The following is a 21518-nucleotide window of genomic DNA, read 5'->3' as shown; positions in this document are numbered from 1 at the left end:
AATACTCCAAGGTGAACTCTCTTTGGTGATCTAAATGAGTGAAAGCTGGAAGAAAAAGCTTGGTTTGGTTCACATATACACAGGCAACGGGAAGGGAAAAACCACTGCGGCTTTAGGTTTAGCTTTGAGGATGCTCGGTAATGGGGGGAGAGTGATTATAATCCAGTTTATGAAAGCTCCGAAGGTTTATGGGGAGTACTTCATGGCTGAGAAGTGCGGTTATGTTATAGAGTCCTATGGCTTGCCTAAGTTTGTTCATGGAGAGCCAGATGAGGATGATGTTCAGGCAGCAAAGAGAGCTCTGGAAAGGGCTAAGGAAGTGGTTAAAAGTGGTGAATGGGATTTGGTGGTTTTGGATGAGATATGCGTTGCTCTTGGCTTTGGAATGCTTGACGTTGAGGAAGTAAAGGAGCTGGTAAAAAGCAAAGCTCCAAACACCGAGCTTGTTTTAACGGGTCGCTACTGTCCTGAGGAACTCTTTGAGCTTGCTGATTACGTGACTGAGATGAGAGAAATAAAGCATCCCTATCAAAAAGGGATCACAGCCAGAAGAGGGGTCGAGTATTAATCTCAACCGAAAACTTTTTAGTTACAAAAGTGCAATATACCACTGGAAAATTTTTAGTTACCAATTCTTAGTAAAAGGGGGTGATACAAATGAGTGATGTTGAGGAGAGGATCAACCAGATTATTCAGGTTCTCAAGGAGCAAGTTGTTCAAGACACAATTGTCCCAAGAAATATTAGAAGGGCCGCTGAAGAGGCAATTGAGCACTTGATGGATAGAAGTAAAGAGCCCGCTGTTAGGGCAGCCGATGCTATCGCAATCCTTGAGGAGATTAGTGAAGATCCAAACATGCCTCTCCACACAAGAACCATAATCTGGGAAGTTTTAGGTGCCTTGGAGCAGATTCAGTGAATTTTGTTTTTTACGCTCACCTTTTGCCCTCTATTAAATACCAAAGCTTTGCACTTTCCTCGACAAGCTCCGCTTTGTAGAACGCTTCTCTCAAGCTTTTTCCTACTGTGACAATTCCGTGTCTCTCCATTAAAACTGCATCATGATTTTTAATGTATTTTGTGACTTCTTTTGCAAGTTCTTCGCTTCCCGCTGGCTTAAACTCTGCAATTGGAATTTTCTTGAGATAGATTTCTGCTTCTGGGGTTATTATTGGAAGTTCTCCCTTCAAAATGATTGAGGCAACAATGGAGTATGGAGGATGAAGATGAGCTATTGCCCTTATGTCTTCTCTTTCGCGGTAAATGAACAAATGGAGCCTCCATTCTGATGAAGGCTTAACAGCTGAGATTTGCTTCCCATTCAGGTCAATGACTGCCACTTGCTGCTCCGTCATGGTATCCATAACAGCTCCTGTGGCTTTTATGAATATCTTTCCGTTAAAAAGAATGCTCAGATTTCCGCCAAATGCAGCAGTTAATCCTCTCTCATGAGCTAAGCGCGAATACTTGACAAGAATAGACTTTATGAGCTGACTCATTGTCTGCCCCCCTTAACTTTAATTCCAAACCCACAGGAATTGCAGTAGGCTTCATTTTTTCTCCACGCCAATCCTTCAGCACCACATATTGGACAGATGTCAAGTTTCCCGCTCTCCCCCCATCTTTGATACGTTTCACTGTCAATAACCAGAAACACTCCATCTTTTTCTTCCTCAAAATGTCCGAGAACCGGATAGCTTTTCAGCTCAAAGCCCTTGTCATCGATAATTACAGGTTCAAGCCCAATATTGCCTTCAAATTCGAGCTCATTTGCCGGGATGATTTCAATAACGTAAGCTTCAAGCTTTCTGTCATGATACGCTATAACCTCAAGAGCATCGCTCAGCTCTCCACTTGATGAAATTATGTCAACGATTATATGTTCTTTTGCTGGGAAAGTTAACGTTAGAACGAATTTTCCTCTGTGAAGAACTAATCCTTCATCTAAACAAATCTCCTCAAGGTTGTTATATCTCAAGAACTTTCTAACATCGTCTCCTGTGGGGAGCTTTTTGTTTTCGATGATAAACTCACTCATCCATTTTGCTAACGGCATTGCCAGCATCAGCGGCTCATAAACTTTCATACACACCACCATTTGGAGTTTTGCTTTGGAGTTTTTAATATCTGCGTTACCAAAAAGCACTTAAATTCTTTAGGTAAATCTAATTTGGGTGGGTTGAATGGAAATCAGCAAAAGAGAAGAAGAATATCTTGAAGCGATGTACCTCTTATATAAGAGAAAAGGTATAATTAGGATTAAGGATATTGCCAAAAAGCTTAGGGTAAGGCCTCCAAGCGTTGTCGATGCCCTTAAGAAGCTCAGCGAGAAAGGTTTAGTTGAGTATGAGAAGTATGATAGGATTTTGCTAACTGAAAAAGGAAGAGAGATTGCAGAAAAGACTTATTCTAAGCACCTGCTGTTAACGGAGTTTTTCATAAATATCTTGGGTATTCCTCCAGAGATAGCTGAAGAAGATGCTTGCCAATTCGAGCACTATGTCCACGAGATTACAGCAGAGAGAATCAGAGAATTTGCGAAGTACATTCAGGAGCAGTGCCCTTATGTAATCAAGCAGTTCATAAAGGAGCATATAGAAAAGGAGGAAAAGAAATCAAAAGACTCCTCCAAGGTAGAGGAAGTATAAGACGAATATGCCGGCTAAGATGTACAGCAGTGGGTGCACTTCTTTGTACCTTCCGCTTAATGTTTTTACAACTGCATAGCTTATGAACCCCATGCCTATTCCATCTGCTATTGAATACGTGAAGGGTATTGTAACGAGAACTAAGAATGCTGGAATAGCTTCTGTTGGATCGCTGAAGTCAACTCCTCTGATGGCGCTCAGCATGTAGTAGCCGACTATGATCAATGCGGGAGCAGTTGCATAGGCTGGAATAACTGTAGCGATTGGTGAAATGAAAAGACCAATAACTAAGAACAGCGCCCCAGTGACTAATGCCGTCATTCCTGTTCTACCACCTTCCTCTATACCTGCAGCGCTCTCAATGTATGTTGTGACCGTTGAAGTCCCCAAGACAGCACCAACCGTTGTTCCTATTGCATCTGTTAGCAAAACCTTCTCAGCATCTGGGACTTTTCCCTCCTTTGTCAGGAAGCCAGCCTTTGCACTCAATCCAGTAATTGTGCCGAGTGTATCGAAGAAGTCCACCATGAAGAATGCAAAGACAACACCGATGGCTCCAACACTTAAGAGACCTCTTAAGTCCATCTGGAGGAACGTGTGGCTGAGCGTTGGCATCGCAAATAGCCTATCAGGAGCTGGTGTTATACCCAAAACAATTCCAATTACCGTTGTTGTGAGGATTGAGATTAGCAAAGCTCCCTTAATGCCTCTTGAGATGAGGATTGCTGCAAAGAACAAGCCGAATATGGCCAACCAGAACTCTGGCTTTGCAACGTTCTGAGCACCGAAAGTTATCAATGTAGCTGGACTGTCAACTACAAAACCAGCCTCCTGCATTCCGATGATTGTCAGAAACAGACCGATTCCAGCACCAATTGCGTATTTCTGGGAGAGCGGGATTGCGTGTATAATAGCGCTTCTCACTTTTGTAAGGGTGAGTGCAATGAAGATTAAACCCTCTACAAAAACGGCAGCCAAAGCCACTTGCCATGAGTAGCCCATTCCCTTTACAACACCGTAGGTGAAGTAAGCATTGAGCCCCATTCCAGGAGCCAATGCGAATGGCTTCTTTGCATACAGCCCCATGAGGATAGTTGCCAGACCAGCTGAAAGGGCTGTTGCCGTAACCAGTGAAGGAATTGCGTCTTTACCAATGGCATCGCTTAAAATCGCTGGGTTAACGAAAAGGATGTATGCCATTGTCATGAAGGTTGTTATCCCGGCTAAAATCTCCGTTCTCAAGTCAGTGTTGTGGTAAGCGAAGTCAAAGTACTCCTCAAACCAGTTCTTGTTTCTCTTCACTCCAATCTCTACCTCCCTAACGGCATCCATCCGAATCACCTTGAGCTATTGATTTGCATCAATTTGTTGAAAATCGGCAAAATATTTAAAGTTTTTCAACAAGAAAATGTTAAACAATGAAGCGGAATAATGATGGGCCAAGAGTTGAATGTTATGAAAATCCGTGAAATTAAAGGAGAGCAAACGATTTCACATACACACCAACTCTTTTTGGCATATTTTCAACGTTAAATGGCAGTTCATCTAAAAAGCGTTCGGCAATTATCTCTTTATCCTCAATGGAAAATCTCAGCCTAATCCTTCCAGGCAAGAGCTCATAGCTAACAATTTCAGCAAAGTCTCCTTCAGTTATGTAAACGCTTTCAGGTCTGAAGAATATCCTAACTTTTCCGTCTTTGCCAACGTTGAAGCACAGCTTTCCGAGACAGGCTTTCCCATTTTCGGCTTCAAGCTCAATGATATTTGACAGTCCTAAAAACTTTGCAACGAACTCTGTTTTTGGGTGATAATAGAGCTCCAGGGGCTTCCCAACTTGTTCAATTCTGCCGTCGTTCATCACTGCGATTCTGTCGCTTATTGCCATCGCTTCCTCCTGATCATGAGTAACATAAATTGTTGTTATGCCAAGCTCTTTTTGGATGCGCTTTATCTCTCCCCTTAAACGCTCCCTAATCTTTGCATCAAGATTGCTCAATGGCTCATCCAAAAGCAGAACTTTTGGCTCAATTACCAGAGCCCTTGCAAGTGCAACTCTCTGTTGCTGTCCCCCGCTGAGCTGCTCTGGATAGCGGTTCTCGAATCCTTCCAAGCCGACCAGCTTTATAGCTTGCCGAACTCTTTTCTCTATCTCTTCTCTTGGGAGCTTTCTAAGCTCTAAACCAAAAGCAATGTTCTTAAAAACAGTCATGTGTGGGAAGAGGGCATAGTCTTGGAAAACTATTCCGATGTTCCGCTCATATGGTGGAATTTCATTCATGATTCTGCCGTTGAATAGGACCTCCCCTCTGTCTGGCTTTTCAAAACCGGCTATTATCCTAAGGGTTGTTGTCTTTCCGCATCCAGAAGGACCGAGAAGCGTCAGAAACTCTCCTTCCTTAGCTTTTAACCTTTCTATTTCAAGCCTGAAATCCCCAAGTATCTTGAGGATTCCTCTAAGCTCAACGCTCACCATATCTCCTCACCAATCCTCTCAATTATCATAAAGCTCACTGCTGAGACAATCATCAAAATGACGGATAAAGCTGAGGCACTTCCCCACTGTCTTGCACTCAAAAATCTATAGACTGCTATGGTTATCGTCGTGTATTCGGGTTGATAAAGCATGTAAGTGGCACCAAGCTCCGCTATGCTTATTGCAAAGGCAAAGATGGCTCCAACGATTATTCCTCCCAAAGATAGAGGCAGTTCAACCTTAAGAAAAGCCTGCCATTCTTTTGCTCCTAAGCTCAATGCTGCCTCTTTTAGGTTTGGCTTTATTTTTCTTAATACGGCTGAGACTGCTCTTAAAACGAAGGGATAGGCTATGATTGTGTGTGCAAAGACGATGATGTACCAAGTGCCAAGAAGCTCAAGCGGCGGCTTGTGAAAGGTTCTTATGTATCCCAAACCAAGGGTTATTGCCGAGGAACCAAGGGGTAGCATTACCAGAGCCTCAAAGATGTTTTTGCCTTTAAACTGCCATCTATGTAAGGCATATGCTATAATTAAAGCGATTGTTGTTGATAGCAAAACAGCTGAAAATCCAAAGAGGAGTGAGTTCTTGATTGCAATTAAAGTGTTAGCTCCAAAGATTGGGTTGTATTTTGCACTGAATACCCTCCTATACCATTCAAGACTGAATTTTCCCTGGAAAATCAGGGAGTCATAAAGAACTGCCAAGAGGGGTGAGATTATGAATATGAATACAACCAGGGAGTAAATTCCAATCAATAAACCTTTTAAGCTCGCCAGCTCCTTCAACGTCAGCTTTTGAGGTTGTCTAAAAATTCTCTGCTCCTCAGCTTTCGCATACATGTCGAGGCTTTTGATGTAGATGTACATGAATGCAAAGCTTAGGGTGATTTGGATTATAGCTAAAGCAGAGCCAACTTTGAAATCCAGCAGGGTCATGATTGAAGTGAAGATATCGACTTCAATTGTGGCGTACTTGTAGCCTCCTAAAATAAGGGGAATTGAAAAGCTAAGGAAGCAGAAGATGAACGTGAGCATGGATGACGCAAAGATTCCGGGCAAAAGCATTGGCAAAGTAACTTTTCTAAAAAGCGTGAACCCCTTAGCTCCAAGGCTCATTGCAACTTCCTCATAGTGGGGGTTTATGCGCTGCCAAAGAGAGGAGACCATTCGAACTACAATGGGAAAGTTGTAAAAAGCGTGAGCTATTAAAATGGCTTTCCAGGAGTAGAGGATTCCCAAATCCCGTCCAATGAGCTGTGTAAAGAAGCCCTGCTTTCCAAAGAGTAGGATGAAACCAAGGGCGACCATTATGCTTGGCATCACGAATGGGACAGTGAGAATTGCCTTCACAAAGCTCTTTCCTGGAAAGTCATATTTTGCAAAGATGTAGGCTCCAGGCAGACCTAAAGCCAAAGTGAGCAGGGTTGAGGCTAAAGCCTGCTTAATGGTAAAAAGGATTATTCCCCGGTGATAGCTGTTGGAGAGAACAGCTTTGAGGTATTTGAGCGTAAATCCATTGTCCCAGAGCCCTTCATGGATTATGCTGATGAGAGGGAGATAGAAGAAAAGGATTAGGAATGTTATGGGGATCATCAGGATGAGCTTTGTCCTCATGCTCAAAACTTAGTTTTGCTCTTTTATAAACTTTGATTAGCACAAAGCGTTTAACCTGCAAAGCCCAAAATTTTTCGGTGGTGCTATGTTTGAAAAGGGTTACATTGATGAAAATTATGTTAGGGTTTCCAGGGATGAGCTCTTCTCATTTGTCGTGAAGGTTCTCATGAAGCTTGGAGTTCCTAAAGAAGATGCAGAAATAGTTGCTGACAATTTGATCATGGCTGATTTGAGGGGGATTGAGAGTCATGGAGTCCAGCGTTTAAAGAGATACGTTGATGGAATTCTCAGCGGAGGAATAAATTTGAAGCCAAACATTAGAATTGTCAGGGAAGGAGCTTCCTACGCGTTGATTGATGGTGATGAGGGGTTAGGTCAAGTTGTTGGTTATAAGGCGATGAAGCTGGCGATTGAAAAAGCCAAAAAGAGTGGAATTGGTGTTGTTGTAGTTAGAAACAGTAACCACTATGGTATTGCTGGATATTATGCTTTGATGGCTGCTGTGGAGGGGATGATTGGAATCAGCATGACGAATTCTCGTCCGTTGGTTGCTCCAACTGGTGGTGTGGAGAGGTTTTTGGGGACGAATCCAATTGCTTTGGCTGCTCCAACCAAGGATAAGCCGTTTTTGCTTGATATGGCTACGAGTGTGGTTCCAATTGGGAAGCTTGAGGTTTACCGCAGAAAGGGAAAGCCAATCCCAGAAGGCTGGGCGATTGATAGTGAGGGTAATATAACCACGGATGTGGAGAAGGTTTTCAATGGCGGTGCTTTGCTGCCTTTGGGGGGCTTTGGAGAGCTTTTTGGTGGGCATAAGGGTTATGGGCTCAGCGTGATGGTTGACATTTTGGCTGGGATTCTGAGTGGAGGAACTTGGAGTAGGCATGTGAAGAATACGAGTGAAAGGCACAGTGAGGTTGACCACTTCTTCATGGCGATTAATATTGAAGCTTTTGTTCCGCTTGAGGAGTTTAAGGAGAAGATGAGCAGGATGATTGAAGAGTTGAAAAGTTCGAAGAGGCATAAGGATTTTGAGAGGATCTGGATTCATGGCGAAAAGGGCTTTCTCACGATGCAAACAAGATTAAAGATCGGCATTCCAATTTACAAGAAAGTTCTGGAAGAGCTCAATCAGATAGCTGAAATGGTGGGAGTGGAAAAATTGAAGGTAAAAGGATAATCAAAGCAAGCCCACCAAATATGGGGCTGCAACTAAAACCATAAACAGAACACCTATTGAAACGCCGTTCCTTGCAAAGGTCGCTGAAATTAGTCCCACAAGAATTGAACCAAAGATTCCGGCAATTCCGGCTTCCATGTATGAGAGAACCAGGACTATGGCTAAAAACGTGCTGTACAACGCCTCTGCTGGTATCTTTTTGAATACAAAGCGAGTTAATGGCTTTGAATATTTTATCAGGATTACATAGGTCAGCAGTGCCGCCAGCAGCGTGACATAGGCTATCACCAGCATTATTGTCGGTGTGGAGTATCTCTGCAAAAGTATATCCCTTGGACTGAGTCCATTGAAGGCATCGAGCTTTGCAAAGAACGGCGCCGCTGGGCCAGCGGACATTGGGCCTGTTGGAACGCCAATTGCTATCAGCGGAATGAGCGTTCCCCCTATGTAAGTGGCGTTCTTTATTGCATCTCTAACCGCATATGCCCTTAAAGAGCCTTTAAGCTCATCTTTTTCCGCCTCCTTTATGAGGTCTCCAAAGAGGATTGTCAATCCAACGGGGCTCATAAAGGCTGAGAGGATGCTGCTTATTCCGGCGAAGATTGAGGACAGTGTAACCTCAAGCCTGTCCAGGTGGTGGAGCGGATTTAGGGTTATTTTGCCGGTTTTTACAAGCTTTATTCTTGCATAGCTATCGCGCTTTAAATGGTGGTTGTTTGGAGAGATCAGCGTGAGAAGCTCATATAAGATTGGACCAATTGTGATTGCCAAAAATATGCTTATGAAGACCGGCTTTCCATAAACCGCTCTGATTCCCTGGACGAGCATTGCGAACGGGAAGATTGCAAGCAGTGCCAAGATTTTTGCCTTTGACATCACAGCAAGTACAATTATTCCAGCAACTATTATGTAAACCCATCCGGGCCAGTTTAATGGCCCCATCTGTGTTTTGAGCAGGTCTCCCAGCGGTGTTAAGTAGAATGATAGGGGTAGAGCAATTACTATAGCGACAACTGTTCCAATTACGCTTGCCGTTATGCCCTTTCTCAAAATTATCTCAGAATAACCGTATTTTCTTGCAACCAATGCATCCGGAACCTGGGGAACTGCCATAACTCCGCCGGGAATTGCTGCCAAGGCTGTGGGAACTGCATCTGCAGCTTTGAATGCAACTATCGTCCCCATGAACCAGGCTAAAACCAATAGTGGATCGAAACCTGCCGCAAGAAGGGCCAGTGTTATTGGGGCTATGGTTGCAGTTTCGTCAGTTCCGGGGATCATTCCAATTATGATGTACATGAGAACTGAGAGAATTGTCAGGAATGTGGCTTGAACAAGCAGTACCCCAACATCCATTTTACTCCTCCTCCACTATCCGTTTTGGTTCAATTAGTATGCTTGAAATTATGAAACCTACAAAAGCTCCCAAAGCGCTTAAAGTTACTCTCAAAGCCTTCAAGAGGTCTTCTTTGCCAAGTGCCTTTACTATAGCTGGAGCGGCAAAGTACATAATGAATGTAGCTGCCACGGTTATTATGAATGCCTTCAAGAAGTGCTTTGAGGATATAACCTCCCCAAAGATTTCGTAGAGCTGATCCTTTGGCATAGCACCACCTTTAAAGAATAACCAATTTTGTATTTAATCTTTACGTTGATCGGAACTAAACGTATGGACAATTGCCGATATGATGATACATTTTGTGAACCATCACGCCAACTTGCAAATAGACTCTGCACTCATATTAGGATGATAGCGTTGAAGACCTAAAAGATAAAGACCTAAAAGATATAGTGTTACATGTGGGGGATTAACATGGCTGATAATGAGCAAAGAAAAAAGCTTAAAGAAAAAGCCCTATCTTTCCATAGAGGCAATTTCCCTGGAAATGGTAAAATTGAGGTTATTCCAAAGGTTTCTCTCAAAGATAAGCATGATTTGAGCTTAGCCTATACACCTGGGGTTGCTGAGCCCTGCAAAGAGATAGCTAAAAATCCAGATGATGTTTATGAATACACAAGCAAAGGCAACCTTGTGGCAGTAGTGAGTGATGGGAGCAGGATTTTAGGTTTAGGTAACATTGGGGCCTTAGCGGGCTTACCTGTCATGGAAGGTAAGGCTCTTCTCTTCAAACACTTTGGTGGCGTTGATGCGTTTCCAATAATGATTGACGAGCAGGATCCAGACAAGTTCATCGAAATTGTCAAAGCAATAGCACCGACTTTTGGAGGCATAAACCTTGAGGATATAGCTTCACCGAAGTGCTTTTACATTCTTGAACGGCTTAGGAAAGAGCTTGACATTCCAGTCTTTCACGACGACCAGCAGGGAACAGCGGCTGTTGTCTTAGCTGGACTTTTGAATGCTCTGAAGGTTGTTGGGAAAAAGCTTGACGAAACTACGATAGCTTTATTTGGTGCCGGCGCTGCAGGTTTTGCAACTTTGAGGATTCTAACAAAAGCTGGAGTAAAACCGGGGAATGTCAGGGTTGTTGAGCTCGTTAATGGCAAGCCGACTGTCTTAACAAGCGACATGGATTTGGAAAAATTGTTCCCTTACAGGGGCTGGCTTTTGAGCAAAACAAATGCTGAAGAAATCACAGGTGGTCCAGAAGAGGCTGTAAATGGAGCTGATGTTCTGATTTCCTTCACAAAGCCTGGTCCAGGAGTTATAAAGCCCGAATGGATTGCAAAAATGAACGATGATGCTATTGTGTTCCCATTGGCTAATCCGGTTCCTGAAATACTCCCTGATGAAGCTAAAAAAGCTGGGGCTAAAATAGTTGCAACTGGGAGGAGTGACTATCCCAACCAGATTAACAACGTCCTCGGCTTTCCAGGAATTTTTAGAGGAGCTTTGGATGTTAGGGCAAAGACAATAACTGATACTATGATAATTGAGGCGGCAAAGGCAATAGCAAGTGTTGTAGGCGATGAGGAACTCACTGAGGAATACATAATTCCATCTCCTTTAAACCCAGAAGTCTATCCGAGAGAAGCGAGGGCTGTGGCAGAGCAGGCTATGAAGGAGGGGGTTGCAAGAAGGAAGGTTAGCGGAGAATGGGTTGAAGAGCATACGAGAAAGCTTAGGGAGTTTTATGAGAATGTCATTGCTCCAGTAAATAAGGAGAGAAAAACTTGGAAAGATTGACAATTGTCGAAGCTTTTATTAACATTTGAAGAAAACTTTAAATATTGCCTTTTTCCTAAATATTTATATGGAAGCGAGATTTATGCCGCTGAAATTTAAATCAAAAGTCTTCAGTAAAATTGAAAGCAGAATTGGCAGGCGTGAATTAGTTAGAAAGCTTTGGCATATTTCCCCCGGCATCTTGGGAGCGCCAATAATACTCTTCACACCAAAGTATATCACCCTTTTTGTTGTATGGTTCTTAGCATTCATCTACACCCTGCAGCATCTCAAGCTGAGAAAGGGCTGGAAAATTAAGGTTCCAATTGCTGAGATTAGCTACAGACAGATGGCCAGGAAGGATGAGCTCGAAGGGAATCACTACATGGGGAGCTTTCTCTTCTGGGTGACTATGGGAATGATATGCACCGTCTTTCCGAAACTTATAGCTTTGGCAGCTCTTTGGGTTTCTACATTTGGCGACTGCTTCAACGCCATTGTTGGGCAGGCAGTTGGTGGAGTTAGAATTCCATGGAACAAGAATAAAACAGTAATCGGTAGCTTAACGATGTTCGTTGTCTCAATCTTTGCATTGATAACTGCCCACAAAGTGGTTGGGGCTTCTTATGGGCTTGGATTATTGGCATTCGTTGCCTCAGTTGCTACATTCATGGAGAGCTTGCCCATCTACTCAGCTTGGGATGAGTTCACAGTTCCAATGAGCACCGCAATTCTGCTGTGGCTGTTCTATGGTGGTGAGCTATTAAGTACGATGTGGTAAGTACTTTGACTAAATAGAAACTGTACCATTTGTAAACTTCCAAATATTGGTTCACGTATAATAAGGAACCTAAGTGACACATATTGAAATAAAATCAAAAACACAAAAGCTCGGATTTTTACACTAAAAGCTCTTTAATCTATCACCGATAAATATTTAAAGCTGAGTTTCGTAAAATCCCATGAAATCCCTCTACGGGGGGTTCTCTATGTCCAAAAGAAGGCAGCTATTTGTATATCTGATAATCGGAATTTTAGCAACCGCAGTAGTTTCTGGGTGTATCTCTCAAAAGGAGACAACCCCCACTGCAACTCAGGCACAAAAAGAAGTTCTTGAAATTTACCACTGGTGGACTGCTGGTGGTGAGAAAGAGGCTTTTGACGCTCTTGCTAAAAAGTTCCAAGAAAAATATCCAAACATCGAAATAAAAGCAAATCCTGTGAGCGGTGGGGCTGGAGTTAACATGAAGATGATCCTCCAGTCTTTAATGCTTGCTGGAAAGCCCCCTGACACATTCCAGGTTCATGCAGGTTACGAAATGGCGAGATACATTAAAGCTAACCAGCTTTCTCCAATTGATGACATTTGGACAGATGACATGAAGAAGAACTATCCAGATGTCATTGAGCAGATGGTGATCTTCAACAACCACTATTATGCTGTTCCTATCAACGTTCACAGGGCCAATGTCATCTGGTACAACAAAAAGATATTTGAGAAATATGGAATTGATCCTGCGAGCATAAAGACCATTGACGATCTCTTTGCCGTTGCTGAGAAGCTCAAAAAGAACGGTGTCACACCATTTGCACTCGGTGACAGAAACAAGTGGCCAGCGACTCAGGTCTTTGAAGTCATGCTTGTTGCAGTGGGAGGAATTGATTACTACCAGAAGTTCATAAACGGCGAGATAAGCGACAACGATCCAACTCTCAAGAAGGTTCTTGAGTACTTTGTGAAATACATTGAATATTCAAATCCAGACCATGCAGCAAAGACTTGGGATGAGGCATGTGCAATGGTTTACAAAGGAGAGGCTGCCATGACTCTGATGGGTGATTGGGCAAACGGTTACTTCAAAGCAAAAGGCTGGAAGCCCGATGTTGATTATGGGGCAATTCCAATACCAGCTGGAGTCTATGACCTTGTTATAGATACATTCGTCCTTCCAGCTAAGGCTGCCCATCCAGACGCTGCTAAGAAGTGGCTCAGCTTTATAGGAACAGTTGAAGCCCAGAACACGTTCAACCCAATAAAAGGGTCGATACCACCAAGAATGGACGCTCCCGCTGATCCGTATGACCCAATACAGAAAGCTTTCATGAAGGAACTTAAGTCACCGGAGACAAAGATGATCCCGAGCATTGCTCACGGAAGTGCAGTTCCAGAGGCATTTGCGGCTGATCTCAATGACATAATCTCTGAACTTGCAACGAGCAAAGATGTGAACAAGGCAATGACGGAAATAATCAATGCCATGAAGAAAGACCTCCTTCCAAACAAGATAAAGGAGTGGAAGCTCAGCTGAATGGAGGGGACTTAATGAGGAAATCCCCTGATCTTCCCTACATCCTTTTATTTTTGTCTCCGGCATTGATACTTGTGGGGATTTTTGTGTATGTCGCTGTCTTGTGGAATATCTATATCTCTTTTACTGATTGGAGAGGTTTGTTGCCGTCTTATAGGTTTGTGGGCTTGCTTCAATATAAGCAGCTCTTTCACGACCCTGTTTTCTGGACTTCCCTGAAAAATAACATTCTGTTGCTGATTCTTTTTGTGCCAGGTTCGATTTTAATGGGCCTTCTCCTTGCGATCATGCTTGACAGAAGAATCAGATTTGAGAGCGGATTCAGAACAATTTACGCCCTACCGTTTGCCCTGTCATTTGTAGTTACCGCAACTCTGTGGGCATGGATGTATGATCCCTCAAGCGGTGTGTTAAATACTATTTTTGGAAAGCTGCACTTGGAATTTTTGAAGAGCAGGTGGATAACTGATCCTAAAATTGCAATGTACTGCATAATAATAGCCTTGATATGGCAGTTCTCAGGCTATACGATGATAATTTATCTGGCTGGAATAAGGTCAATTCCAGTTGATCACTATGAGGCTGCTGTAATAGACGGGGCAAGCACATGGCAGCTTTACAGGTATGTTGTAATTCCCCAGCTGGTTAAGCCAACTCTCAGTGCATTCGTGGTTCTCATGGTGTTCTCCTTGAAGGCGTTCGACTTCATCTGGGTGCTCACCCGCGGAGGTCCTGGAACCTCAACGTTTATCTTGGCTGTTCAGATGTATAAGGAAACCTTTGCAAAGACAAACTTCGCGTATGGGGCTGCAATAGCAACAATCCTTCTCCTAATGGCACTTGCCATTGTGCTGCCGTACTTATACTGGAGCTACAGGGGTGAGGAAGAATGAAGGTAAAGCCGCTGAGGATTCTCATGTATGCAGTTCTGATCTTCTTGGCTTTTGGGTATCTTCTCCCAATCTGGAGCGCTGTAACAACCTCAACAAAGACAGGAGAGCAGGTCGCTTTGACAACTCCGATACAGCTTGTTCTTCCCCCCTATTTTGGGGCATATAAAATCGCTTTTGAGAGCCTTAAGAGGCCAATTATAAACAGCTTGGTATTCACAACCTTCGCAACTATTTTTTCAACAGTACTCGGCTCTTTGGCTGGTTTTACGTTGGCAAAGCTTCTTAGGGGCAGTGTTTCAAAGAAATTGCTGATTCTGATAACCTTTGGTGTTTTTCTGCCATATCAGTCAATCCTTATTCCCCTCGTTAGATTGATTTCACGTCTTGGGCTGTACAATACAATTCCCGGATTGGTTTTAACGCACACTGCATATGGAATTCCGATAACGACTTTGCTCTTCACGAACTACTACTATGAAATTCCAGACGAGCTGGTTGAGGCTGCAAAGGTTGATGGGGCAAGTGCCGCTGGAATCTACACGAAGATAATTCTACCCCTCTCAATGCCCGCTTTTGTTGTAACAGCGATCTATCAGTTTACGAGCATCTGGAACGACTATCTTTTTGGTGTAGTCCTAACAAGGGGAGAGGAGGCAATGCCTGCAACCGTCATGCTTGCAAACCTCAAGGGGAGCTTCGTTGCGAACTGGAACGTTCAAATGGCTGGAGCCTTGATAGTGGCACTGCCAACGCTGATAATCATGATAGCTCTGGGCAAATATCTCATAAGAGGATATACGAGCGGTGCAGTTAAGGGGTAAGTATTTTAGCTCTGATTTTTAATGGGGCGTAGCAATCTATAAATACACCCTTTGCTGATCTTCATTTTGATCTTTTCTTAAATCAGAGTCAATGATGGAGGTGTTTTGATGGTTGTTGAAGATGAGGTTTTTAATGACCTACAAACAAACGGCATTATTGGGCCGCATTCCAAAATGCTTGGCCCAGTGGCTGATGGTGGAAGAATAGTCTTCCTTACTGCCCCAGGATGCTGGGGTCCAATGATAACGCCAACCATTAAAGGGGGACATGAGGTTAACATCCCAGTTGCAGTGGAAGGCGCAAAGGTTGGGGATGGCATTGTAATAAAAATAAAAAGCGTAAGGGTTCTGTCAAAGGCCGCCTCTTCTGGTGTTGACACGACAAGGAAGGGGAGCTTTGTAGGAGACCCATACGTTGCAAAGAAGTGCCCCTCTTGTAACGAGCCTTGGCCAGAATTTGAAGTTGAGGGAATTGGGGAAGATGCCGTAAGATGTAAGCACTGCGGCTCTCCTGCATCGCCATTCAAAATGGTGAACGGTTATACAATGGTTTTCGATCATGGATTAGGAATCGGAGTTACTGTTGACAAAAAGACTGCCGAGGAAATAGCTAAGAATGCTTGGGAATGGCATGCTCTGCCCAAAAATTCAAAGCAAGTCCCAATTCTCATCTTTGCAAAAGCAGATATTGTTGGAGTGCCTTCAAGAATTCGCCCATTTTTAGGCCAATTAGGAACAGTGCCTGCAGTGGATATTCCAGATTCTCATAATGCTGGCGACTTTGGCTATTTCCTAATAGATGCCCCCCATCCATATGCAATTACAAAAGAAGACTATGAGACCAAATTGACCGATGGACACTTGGATGTTGATGCGGTTAGGGAAGGTACTATTGTAATAGCCCCAGTGAAAGTGGACGGAGGAGGAGTTTACGCTGGAGATGCCCATGCAATGCAGGGCGATGGGGAAGTTGCAGGACATACAACCGACGTAACTGCAGAGAGCGTTGTAGAGGTATCAGTTGTGAAGAACATGAACCTTGATGGTCCGATACTCCTCCCACCGGAAGAAGACCTGCCACCGTTGGCTAAGCCATGGAGGAAGGATGAGTGGGATAATGTTCAAAAGCTCGCAAAGAGATTCGGCATTGAAGTTGAACCAGTTGCTCCGGTGCAGATAATTGGATCGGGCCCAAACATAAATGATGCTGCGATGGATGGCTTTAAGAGGGCTGCAAAGCTCTTCGGCATGAGCGTTGAGGAGATTAGGAACAGGGTCACCATAAGCGGGGCAGTTGAAATTGGAAGATTGCCGGGGATAGTTCAAGTTTCCATGCAAGTTCCGCTTCGGCTGTTGGAGAAACTCGGCATTGATGAACTCGTTGTTAAGCATTATGGCTTGCCATTCTAACTGGAACTTTTCTTTCTTTTTTAGCTTGAAATGAGTCAATATTCTCTGTGAGATAAGTTGGCAACTTAGTGATCAGGAACACAATTTGATAAATAAAAACAAAATTTGCTTGCTATAAGGGTAAGATGCCAAATACTTCTTGCTCCATGATAAGTTATAAATACAACTTTTGTCAACTTTATTCTGACTGTTCTTTAAATCAGAGTTATGGAGGAGGTGAGGCTATGGATAGAGAAGCTTCTGAGTTGAGGGCTTTGCTGAGGATGATTAGGGATTTTGGGGGCAGTGCCTCTTGGCCAGTTCTTGTGAACAACTGCAGCAAGTATGGGATTCCTCTCCTTGATTTGAAGCCCCTGCTGGAGATTGCCAAGCAGAGAGGGCTCATCAAAGAAGAGGCTGGAGTTTACACGTTGGTTAGGGCTGTGAAGCACTGAAAGTGTATTAATTTCCAAAGTAGTTGAGAAATTTAATAGGCTAAGTTTATATTTTCTTGTGCCAATATTCTCTGGGTAACTATTATCTTGGGTGATAACTGTGGAGAGGAAATTAACAGAATATGTTAAACTCAAACAGAATAAAACTGTCACAAGAGAGGAACTTGAGAGAGTCTTAAAGAAAGCTGCGGATTTAATCAGAACGAGAGTGGATTATAAATACATCCTCCTCTTGCTCTTCTTGAAGCGTTTGAGCGACGAATGGGAGAAAGAGTTTGAGGGCTATGTAGAAAAGCTTGTGAAAGAGGGACTTGATAGGAAAACAGCTGAGAAGATTGCACTTCAAGATAAGAGTGCTTATACTATTGCTTATCCCTCTGAGTATCTCTGGAGAAAGCTTAGAGAGAAGGACATTGAAAAGCTCCCGCAGAACCTCTCGGAGGCATTGAAAAAATTAGCGGAGCTTAATCCCAACTTAAGGGGTGTTGTTGATAGATTTGATTTCATGGAGTTCATGCTTCACAGAGATAACGCCGAGATTCTGAAGCAGCTTTTTGAACTCTTCAGCGGTTTGGACTTGAGGAATGCTTCTCCAGATGTTTTGGGCGATGCCTACGAGTGGATTTTGAGGTATTTTGCCCCTCAGAAAGCCAAGGAAGGAGAGGTTTACACGCCGAGAGAAGTCATCAAACTTTTGGTTGAGATTCTTGATCCTAGGCCTGGGGAAGAGGTTTATGATCCTGCTTTGGGCTCTGGTGGCATGCTGATTGGGAGTTATCTTCACGTTAAAGAAAAGTTTGGTGAAAGTGAAGCCAAGAAGCTCTTCCTATATGGGCAGGAGGTTAATCCAACAACTTATGCAATAGCCGAGATGAACATGATGATTCATGGAATTAAGGATGCAAAGCTGGCGGTTGGTGACACTCTTCTGAGACCAGCATTCAAAGAGGGTGAAAAGCTAAAGCGCTTTGATGTTGTTATTGCTAACCCACCTTGGAATCAGGATGGTTATGGGGAAGAAACTTTGAAGAAAGCGGAATTCAGAGAGGAGCGCTTTAAGTACGGTTATCCACCCAACAATTCAGCGGATTGGGCTTGGATTCAGCACATGCTTGCAAGTGCCAGGGATAATGGCAGGATTGGAATAGTCATTGATAACGGTGCCTTGTTTAGGGGAGGAGCGGAGAAGAAAATAAGGTCAAGGATCGTTAAGGAGGATTTGCTTGAGTGCGTCATTTTGTTGCCGGAAAAGCTGTTCTACAATACTGGAGCGCCGGGAGCGATAATGATTTTCAACAAAGCCAAGCCGAAGGAGAGGAAGGGGAAAGTTCTCTTTATCAATGCTTCTCTTGAGTATGAGAAGCATCCAGAAGTTAGGAAGCTGAACCGCTTGGGGGAGAAGAACATCGAGAAGATTGTGAAAGCCTATGAGGAGTTTGAGGATGTTGAAGGTTTTGCAAGGGTTGTGAGCTTGGACGAGATAAAGGAGAACGACTTTAACCTGAATGTTACCCTCTACGTCTTCCCGATGGAGGAAGAGGAGGAGATTGACGTTAAAGCTGAATGGGAGGAGCTGAAGAAGATTAACGAAGAACTTGCTGAGATTGATGAGAAGATTGAGGAGTATTTGAGGGAGTTGGGGTATTGAGGTGACAACTACATGGCACAACTTAAAGAAACATTGTTCACAAATTTTGTTAAAATTCTATCATCCATTTCGTTTTTAACAGCAAATTTAGTCATTTTTTGGGTATTGCTGGAATTTTCCAGTTTGAGATATAAGGATTTATTCCAGAAAGGAGCATTTCTACTTGTTGGGTTCATTCTTACAGTTGTTTTTATTAGGCCAAATTGGCTTTTAGCATTCTTCAAAAACTCAGAAAGCCAAAGTAAAATTTATAGTCACAGCATCCTTAAATCTTTATTCTCTCTTAGGTGGAATGGTCCAAAAATTGCTATTCTAATCATACCCAGAACATTGTTTTTCACAACTCTAAACTACATGTTTCTGGTGCTTATAGTTTGGGTAGGCTATTTTTGGATAGCTACTTTGGTGGGACTAGTTCATTGGGATCCTAATAATCTCAGTATATTATTTGGAATCCTGTCCATAATCGGAATATTATCTGGTTTATTTCAATTTTATTTTAGATATTACCGAGAGGAAGTTCTTGAGAAAATTTCAGACGCAATAGGAGATTATCTTAAGCAATTTGTCGATGAAATATCTCCCAAGGCATTTTTGGAGTTTCTTAAAAATAAAAAACCCCACTTGTACAATAAAATAAGGCAGAAGACCTTCGCAGAACTATTTGGAGCACTTCCCCAATGGATTAGGATGCGCAGAGAATCAGGAAAAAATATTAGTAATATCATTGTTCCGTATCTACCCCAAGAGTATACCATCATATGGGGCATCGAGAATATATTGGATGAAAGCGAAAAGCAAGAATTAATGAAGGTATATGAGGAGTTTTTTACACTGAAAGTAGAGCGAATAAAGAAAAAAATCAATGAGATAGATGTTAGTGACATTCGGGAGGTATTCATACTAAATCCATTCCTTGTTGATGACATTTGGATGATGATGACAAAAATCAAATATGAGATCCCTCCCACCGAAGAAAATCCTGCTACCTTCAAGGACTATATGCTTAACGCTGTTGGGGAGATTTTGCTATATTTTACTAAGAAGGTTACAGGTGAGGTGAAATAAATGCACGCTAAATTCAAAAAAACTCCAATCGGCGAGATTCCGGAGGATTGGCAGGTTGTAAAGTTAGGAAAGATAATCGGGTATACAAAAGGCAAAAAACCAAAAATGGTTGCAAAAGAGCCTAAAGATGGATGGTTGCCATATCTCTCGACAGAATATTTACGGAACAACAATCCAACTCAATTTGTAAAGATAACTGGGAATGAAATTATAGTCGAAGATGGAGATATCCTTCTTTTATGGGATGGCTCTAATGCTGGCGAGTTCTTTTTAGCAAAGAAGGGTGTGTTGTCGTCAACTATGGTAAAAATATTCTTGAAAAAACATGTTTATGATTCGCTGTTCCTGTTTTATCTTTTAAAACATAGGGAGCCTTTCTTAAAAGGTCAAACAAAAGGCACTGGAATACCCCACGTGGATAAAAATGTTCTTAATGCTTTGCTTCTTCCCCTCCCACCCCTTGAAGAACAAAAACAAATCGCCGAGATTTTGAGAACGGTTGATGAAGCGATTGAAAAAACAGACTTGGCAATCGAGAAAACGGAGCGCTTAAAGAAGGGCTTGATGCAGAGGCTTTTGACCAAAGGAATCAAGCACAAGAGGTTTAAGAAAACGGAGATTGGGGAGATTCCTGAGGAGTGGAGGGTTGTGAGGATTGGAGAAGTCACAGGACTCTTCCAATATGGATTATCGATTAAGATGCACGATAAAGGCAAATATCCAATTATAAAGATGGACAGCATAATCAATGGTGAGGTAAAGCCAGTTAACATAAAATATGTGGATCTCGATGAAGATACCTTCAAAAAATATCGGCTAGAGAAAGGAGATATTCTAATTAATCGAACTAACAGTTACGAACTCGTCGGAAGGACTGGAGTCTTTATGCTTGATGGAGATTATGTGTTTGCATCCTATCTTATCAGGATACGACCAGATAAAAAACAAATTGATCCAAGATTCTTAACGTTCTACCTAATTTTTGCAAACGACAAATTACGCCAGCTGGCTACAAGAGCAGTAAGTCAAGCGAATATTAATGCATCCAATTTGAAAAAGTTCAAAATCCCCCTCCCACCCCTTGAAGAACAAAAACAAATCGCCGAAATCCTCATGACAGTTGATAAAAAGCTCGAACTTCTAAGGAAGCGCAAGGAAAAACTTGAAAGGATTAAGAGGGGCTTGATGAAGGATTTGCTGACGGGAAGGAGGAGGGTGAAGGTTTAAAGAAGGTGAAAGTGGATGTCAGATTTTGATTTTAACGAGCTTATTAAGTTACTCTTTCTTCTTCCCATAATAATCATTTTTCTTGGACTTATCCTTAAAACAACAAGCATATTGGAAGAAGGAGCATGCCAGCCTTATATCCAGCAAATCCAACAAAAAGAAGCCCAAATTAAAGCACTAAATAAGCAAATAGAGGTTTTAAACGAAAAATTAGCGAATCTCTCAGCGGAATATGAGAGGCTAAGAACCGAAAACATCACAAAAGCAGATATTGAGGAAATTAAGCAACAGATAAACATTACACAACTGCAAATAAACTATCTTGATCAACAGCTTCAAATTGTTAATGAGAACTTTATTCACGCATATAATGTTTATTATAAAACCTATGTTTTTTCGATAGCCCTTAACATTGCACTTGCTGGATACATAACTTTAGACCTTATCAGTGCTACCTTATTTAACACAAGCATTCAGGTACTAATTGCAAAGAAAATCAAGGTGATTCTCAAGAGATTACATAAAACGGAGAAATAACATTATTGAGTGTTAATCCATTAACATCTCTTCCCTATTTCGCTCCCTTTGTTAACGTATTAACTGGGTATAAAAACAAATACCACACAACTAACACCAAAACCTTAAATCTTCTCACGATAGAATTC

The 21518-nt window shown here is 42.5% G+C and carries 22 protein-coding genes; 15 read left to right on the top strand and 7 right to left on the bottom strand.

Annotated elements, in window-relative coordinates:
• Positions 1-34 precede the first annotated feature (34 nt).
• Both cobO and TERMP_RS07990 read left to right on the top strand, forming a co-directional pair.
• Positions 35-568 carry a cob(I)yrinic acid a,c-diamide adenosyltransferase gene (cobO, locus tag TERMP_RS07995; protein ID WP_013467886.1) on the top strand — a complete coding sequence of 178 codons (534 nt, stop codon included), beginning with the start codon at positions 35-37 and terminating at the stop codon, positions 566-568.
• 89 nt (positions 569-657) lie between these two features.
• Positions 658-918, top strand: coding sequence for a UPF0147 family protein (locus TERMP_RS07990; protein WP_013467885.1), 261 nt, complete (start codon positions 658-660; stop codon positions 916-918).
• Positions 919-934: 16 nt separating this feature from the next.
• Here the strand turns inward: TERMP_RS07990 and TERMP_RS07985 are convergent, their stop codons facing one another.
• Together TERMP_RS07985 and TERMP_RS07980 are read right to left on the bottom strand one after the other, a co-directional pair.
• On the bottom strand, positions 935-1498 hold the full coding sequence (locus tag TERMP_RS07985) for an aldolase (protein WP_013467884.1): 564 nt from the start codon (positions 1496-1498) through the stop codon (positions 935-937).
• A complete protein-coding gene (locus TERMP_RS07980; RefSeq protein WP_013467883.1) occupies positions 1495-2085 on the bottom strand; it encodes a hypothetical protein in 591 nt (196 codons plus the stop codon). Before TERMP_RS07980 ends, TERMP_RS07985 begins: the two co-directional genes overlap by 4 nt.
• A 97-nt stretch (positions 2086-2182) precedes the next feature.
• Here TERMP_RS07980 and TERMP_RS07975 point away from each other — a divergent pair, with 97 nt between their 5' ends.
• Positions 2183-2647, top strand: a complete 465-nt coding sequence (locus TERMP_RS07975) for a metal-dependent transcriptional regulator (RefSeq protein WP_013467882.1) — start codon at positions 2183-2185, stop codon at positions 2645-2647.
• On the opposite strand, the gene TERMP_RS07970 is transcribed toward TERMP_RS07975, so the two are convergent.
• The 3 genes from TERMP_RS07970 to TERMP_RS07960 form a co-directional block, all read right to left on the bottom strand.
• Positions 2615-3979: an NCS2 family permease gene (locus TERMP_RS07970; protein ID WP_013467881.1), complete on the bottom strand. Its 1365-nt coding sequence runs from the start codon at positions 3977-3979 to the stop codon at positions 2615-2617. The two genes, TERMP_RS07975 and TERMP_RS07970, sit on opposite strands and share 33 nt — an antisense overlap.
• A 139-nt stretch (positions 3980-4118) precedes the next feature.
• Positions 4119-5120 (bottom strand): ABC transporter ATP-binding protein, encoded by a 1002-nt coding sequence (locus TERMP_RS07965; RefSeq protein WP_048159803.1) that lies wholly within the window; start codon positions 5118-5120, stop codon positions 4119-4121.
• A complete protein-coding gene (locus TERMP_RS07960) occupies positions 5114-6736 on the bottom strand; it encodes an ABC transporter permease (RefSeq protein ID WP_013467879.1) in 1623 nt (540 codons plus the stop codon). The genes TERMP_RS07965 and TERMP_RS07960 overlap by 7 nt, the downstream gene beginning before the upstream one ends.
• 85 nt (positions 6737-6821) lie before the next feature.
• On the opposite strand from TERMP_RS07960, the gene TERMP_RS07955 reads away from it, so the two are divergent.
• Positions 6822-7916 (top strand): Ldh family oxidoreductase, encoded by a 1095-nt coding sequence (locus TERMP_RS07955; protein WP_013467878.1) that lies wholly within the window; start codon positions 6822-6824, stop codon positions 7914-7916.
• On the opposite strand, the gene TERMP_RS07950 is transcribed toward TERMP_RS07955, so the two are convergent.
• Together TERMP_RS07950 and TERMP_RS07945 are read right to left on the bottom strand one after the other, a co-directional pair.
• Complete coding sequence (locus TERMP_RS07950) at positions 7917-9272, bottom strand: tripartite tricarboxylate transporter permease (protein ID WP_013467877.1); 1356 nt, start codon at positions 9270-9272, stop codon at positions 7917-7919.
• Between the two features lies 1 nt (position 9273).
• Positions 9274-9522 carry a hypothetical protein gene (locus tag TERMP_RS07945; protein ID WP_013467876.1) on the bottom strand — a complete coding sequence of 83 codons (249 nt, stop codon included), beginning with the start codon at positions 9520-9522 and terminating at the stop codon, positions 9274-9276.
• Between the two features lie 207 nt (positions 9523-9729).
• Between TERMP_RS07945 and TERMP_RS07940 the strand changes: the two genes are divergently transcribed.
• The 11 genes from TERMP_RS07940 to TERMP_RS07890 all read left to right on the top strand — a co-directional run bounded on the left by TERMP_RS07940 (position 9730) and on the right by TERMP_RS07890 (position 21390).
• Positions 9730-11064: an NAD(P)-dependent malic enzyme gene (locus TERMP_RS07940; RefSeq protein ID WP_013467875.1), complete on the top strand. Its 1335-nt coding sequence runs from the start codon at positions 9730-9732 to the stop codon at positions 11062-11064.
• 67 nt (positions 11065-11131) lie between these two features.
• The gene (locus TERMP_RS07935) at positions 11132-11824 is read left to right on the top strand and encodes a diacylglycerol/polyprenol kinase family protein (RefSeq protein ID WP_013467874.1); all 693 of its coding nucleotides are present in this window, start codon (positions 11132-11134) and stop codon (positions 11822-11824) included.
• 208 nt (positions 11825-12032) lie between these two features.
• Positions 12033-13352 (top strand): ABC transporter substrate-binding protein, encoded by a 1320-nt coding sequence (locus TERMP_RS07930; protein WP_013467873.1) that lies wholly within the window; start codon positions 12033-12035, stop codon positions 13350-13352.
• A 14-nt stretch (positions 13353-13366) separates the two neighbouring features.
• Positions 13367-14245: a carbohydrate ABC transporter permease gene (locus TERMP_RS07925; protein WP_048159801.1), complete on the top strand. Its 879-nt coding sequence runs from the start codon at positions 13367-13369 to the stop codon at positions 14243-14245.
• Entirely contained in the window at positions 14242-15066 is an 825-nt protein-coding gene (locus TERMP_RS07920) for a carbohydrate ABC transporter permease (RefSeq protein WP_013467871.1), read from the top strand. Before TERMP_RS07925 ends, TERMP_RS07920 begins: the two co-directional genes overlap by 4 nt.
• 108 nt (positions 15067-15174) lie before the next feature.
• Positions 15175-16476: an acetamidase/formamidase family protein gene (locus TERMP_RS07915; protein ID WP_013467870.1), complete on the top strand. Its 1302-nt coding sequence runs from the start codon at positions 15175-15177 to the stop codon at positions 16474-16476.
• Positions 16477-16700: 224 nt separating this feature from the next.
• Positions 16701-16910, top strand: coding sequence for a hypothetical protein (locus tag TERMP_RS07910; RefSeq protein WP_013467869.1), 210 nt, complete (start codon positions 16701-16703; stop codon positions 16908-16910).
• Between the two features lie 100 nt (positions 16911-17010).
• Entirely contained in the window at positions 17011-18558 is a 1548-nt protein-coding gene (locus TERMP_RS07905) for an N-6 DNA methylase (protein WP_013467868.1), read from the top strand.
• Between the two features lie 12 nt (positions 18559-18570).
• The gene (locus tag TERMP_RS07900) at positions 18571-19626 is read left to right on the top strand and encodes a hypothetical protein (RefSeq protein WP_013467867.1); all 1056 of its coding nucleotides are present in this window, start codon (positions 18571-18573) and stop codon (positions 19624-19626) included.
• The gene (locus TERMP_RS07895) at positions 19627-20853 is read left to right on the top strand and encodes a restriction endonuclease subunit S (RefSeq protein WP_013467866.1); all 1227 of its coding nucleotides are present in this window, start codon (positions 19627-19629) and stop codon (positions 20851-20853) included. It begins immediately after the preceding gene.
• Between the two features lie 15 nt (positions 20854-20868).
• Positions 20869-21390, top strand: coding sequence for a FlxA-like family protein (locus TERMP_RS07890; protein WP_013467865.1), 522 nt, complete (start codon positions 20869-20871; stop codon positions 21388-21390).
• The last annotated feature ends 128 nt before the right edge of the window (positions 21391-21518 follow it).

It is taken from the genome of Thermococcus barophilus MP, assembly GCF_000151105.2.
In the GTDB taxonomy this organism is placed as follows: Archaea; Methanobacteriota_B; Thermococci; order Thermococcales; family Thermococcaceae; genus Thermococcus_B; species Thermococcus_B barophilus.
Note: the sequence above shows the minus strand (reverse complement) of the source record. Positions and strands in the feature narration are given on the sequence as shown.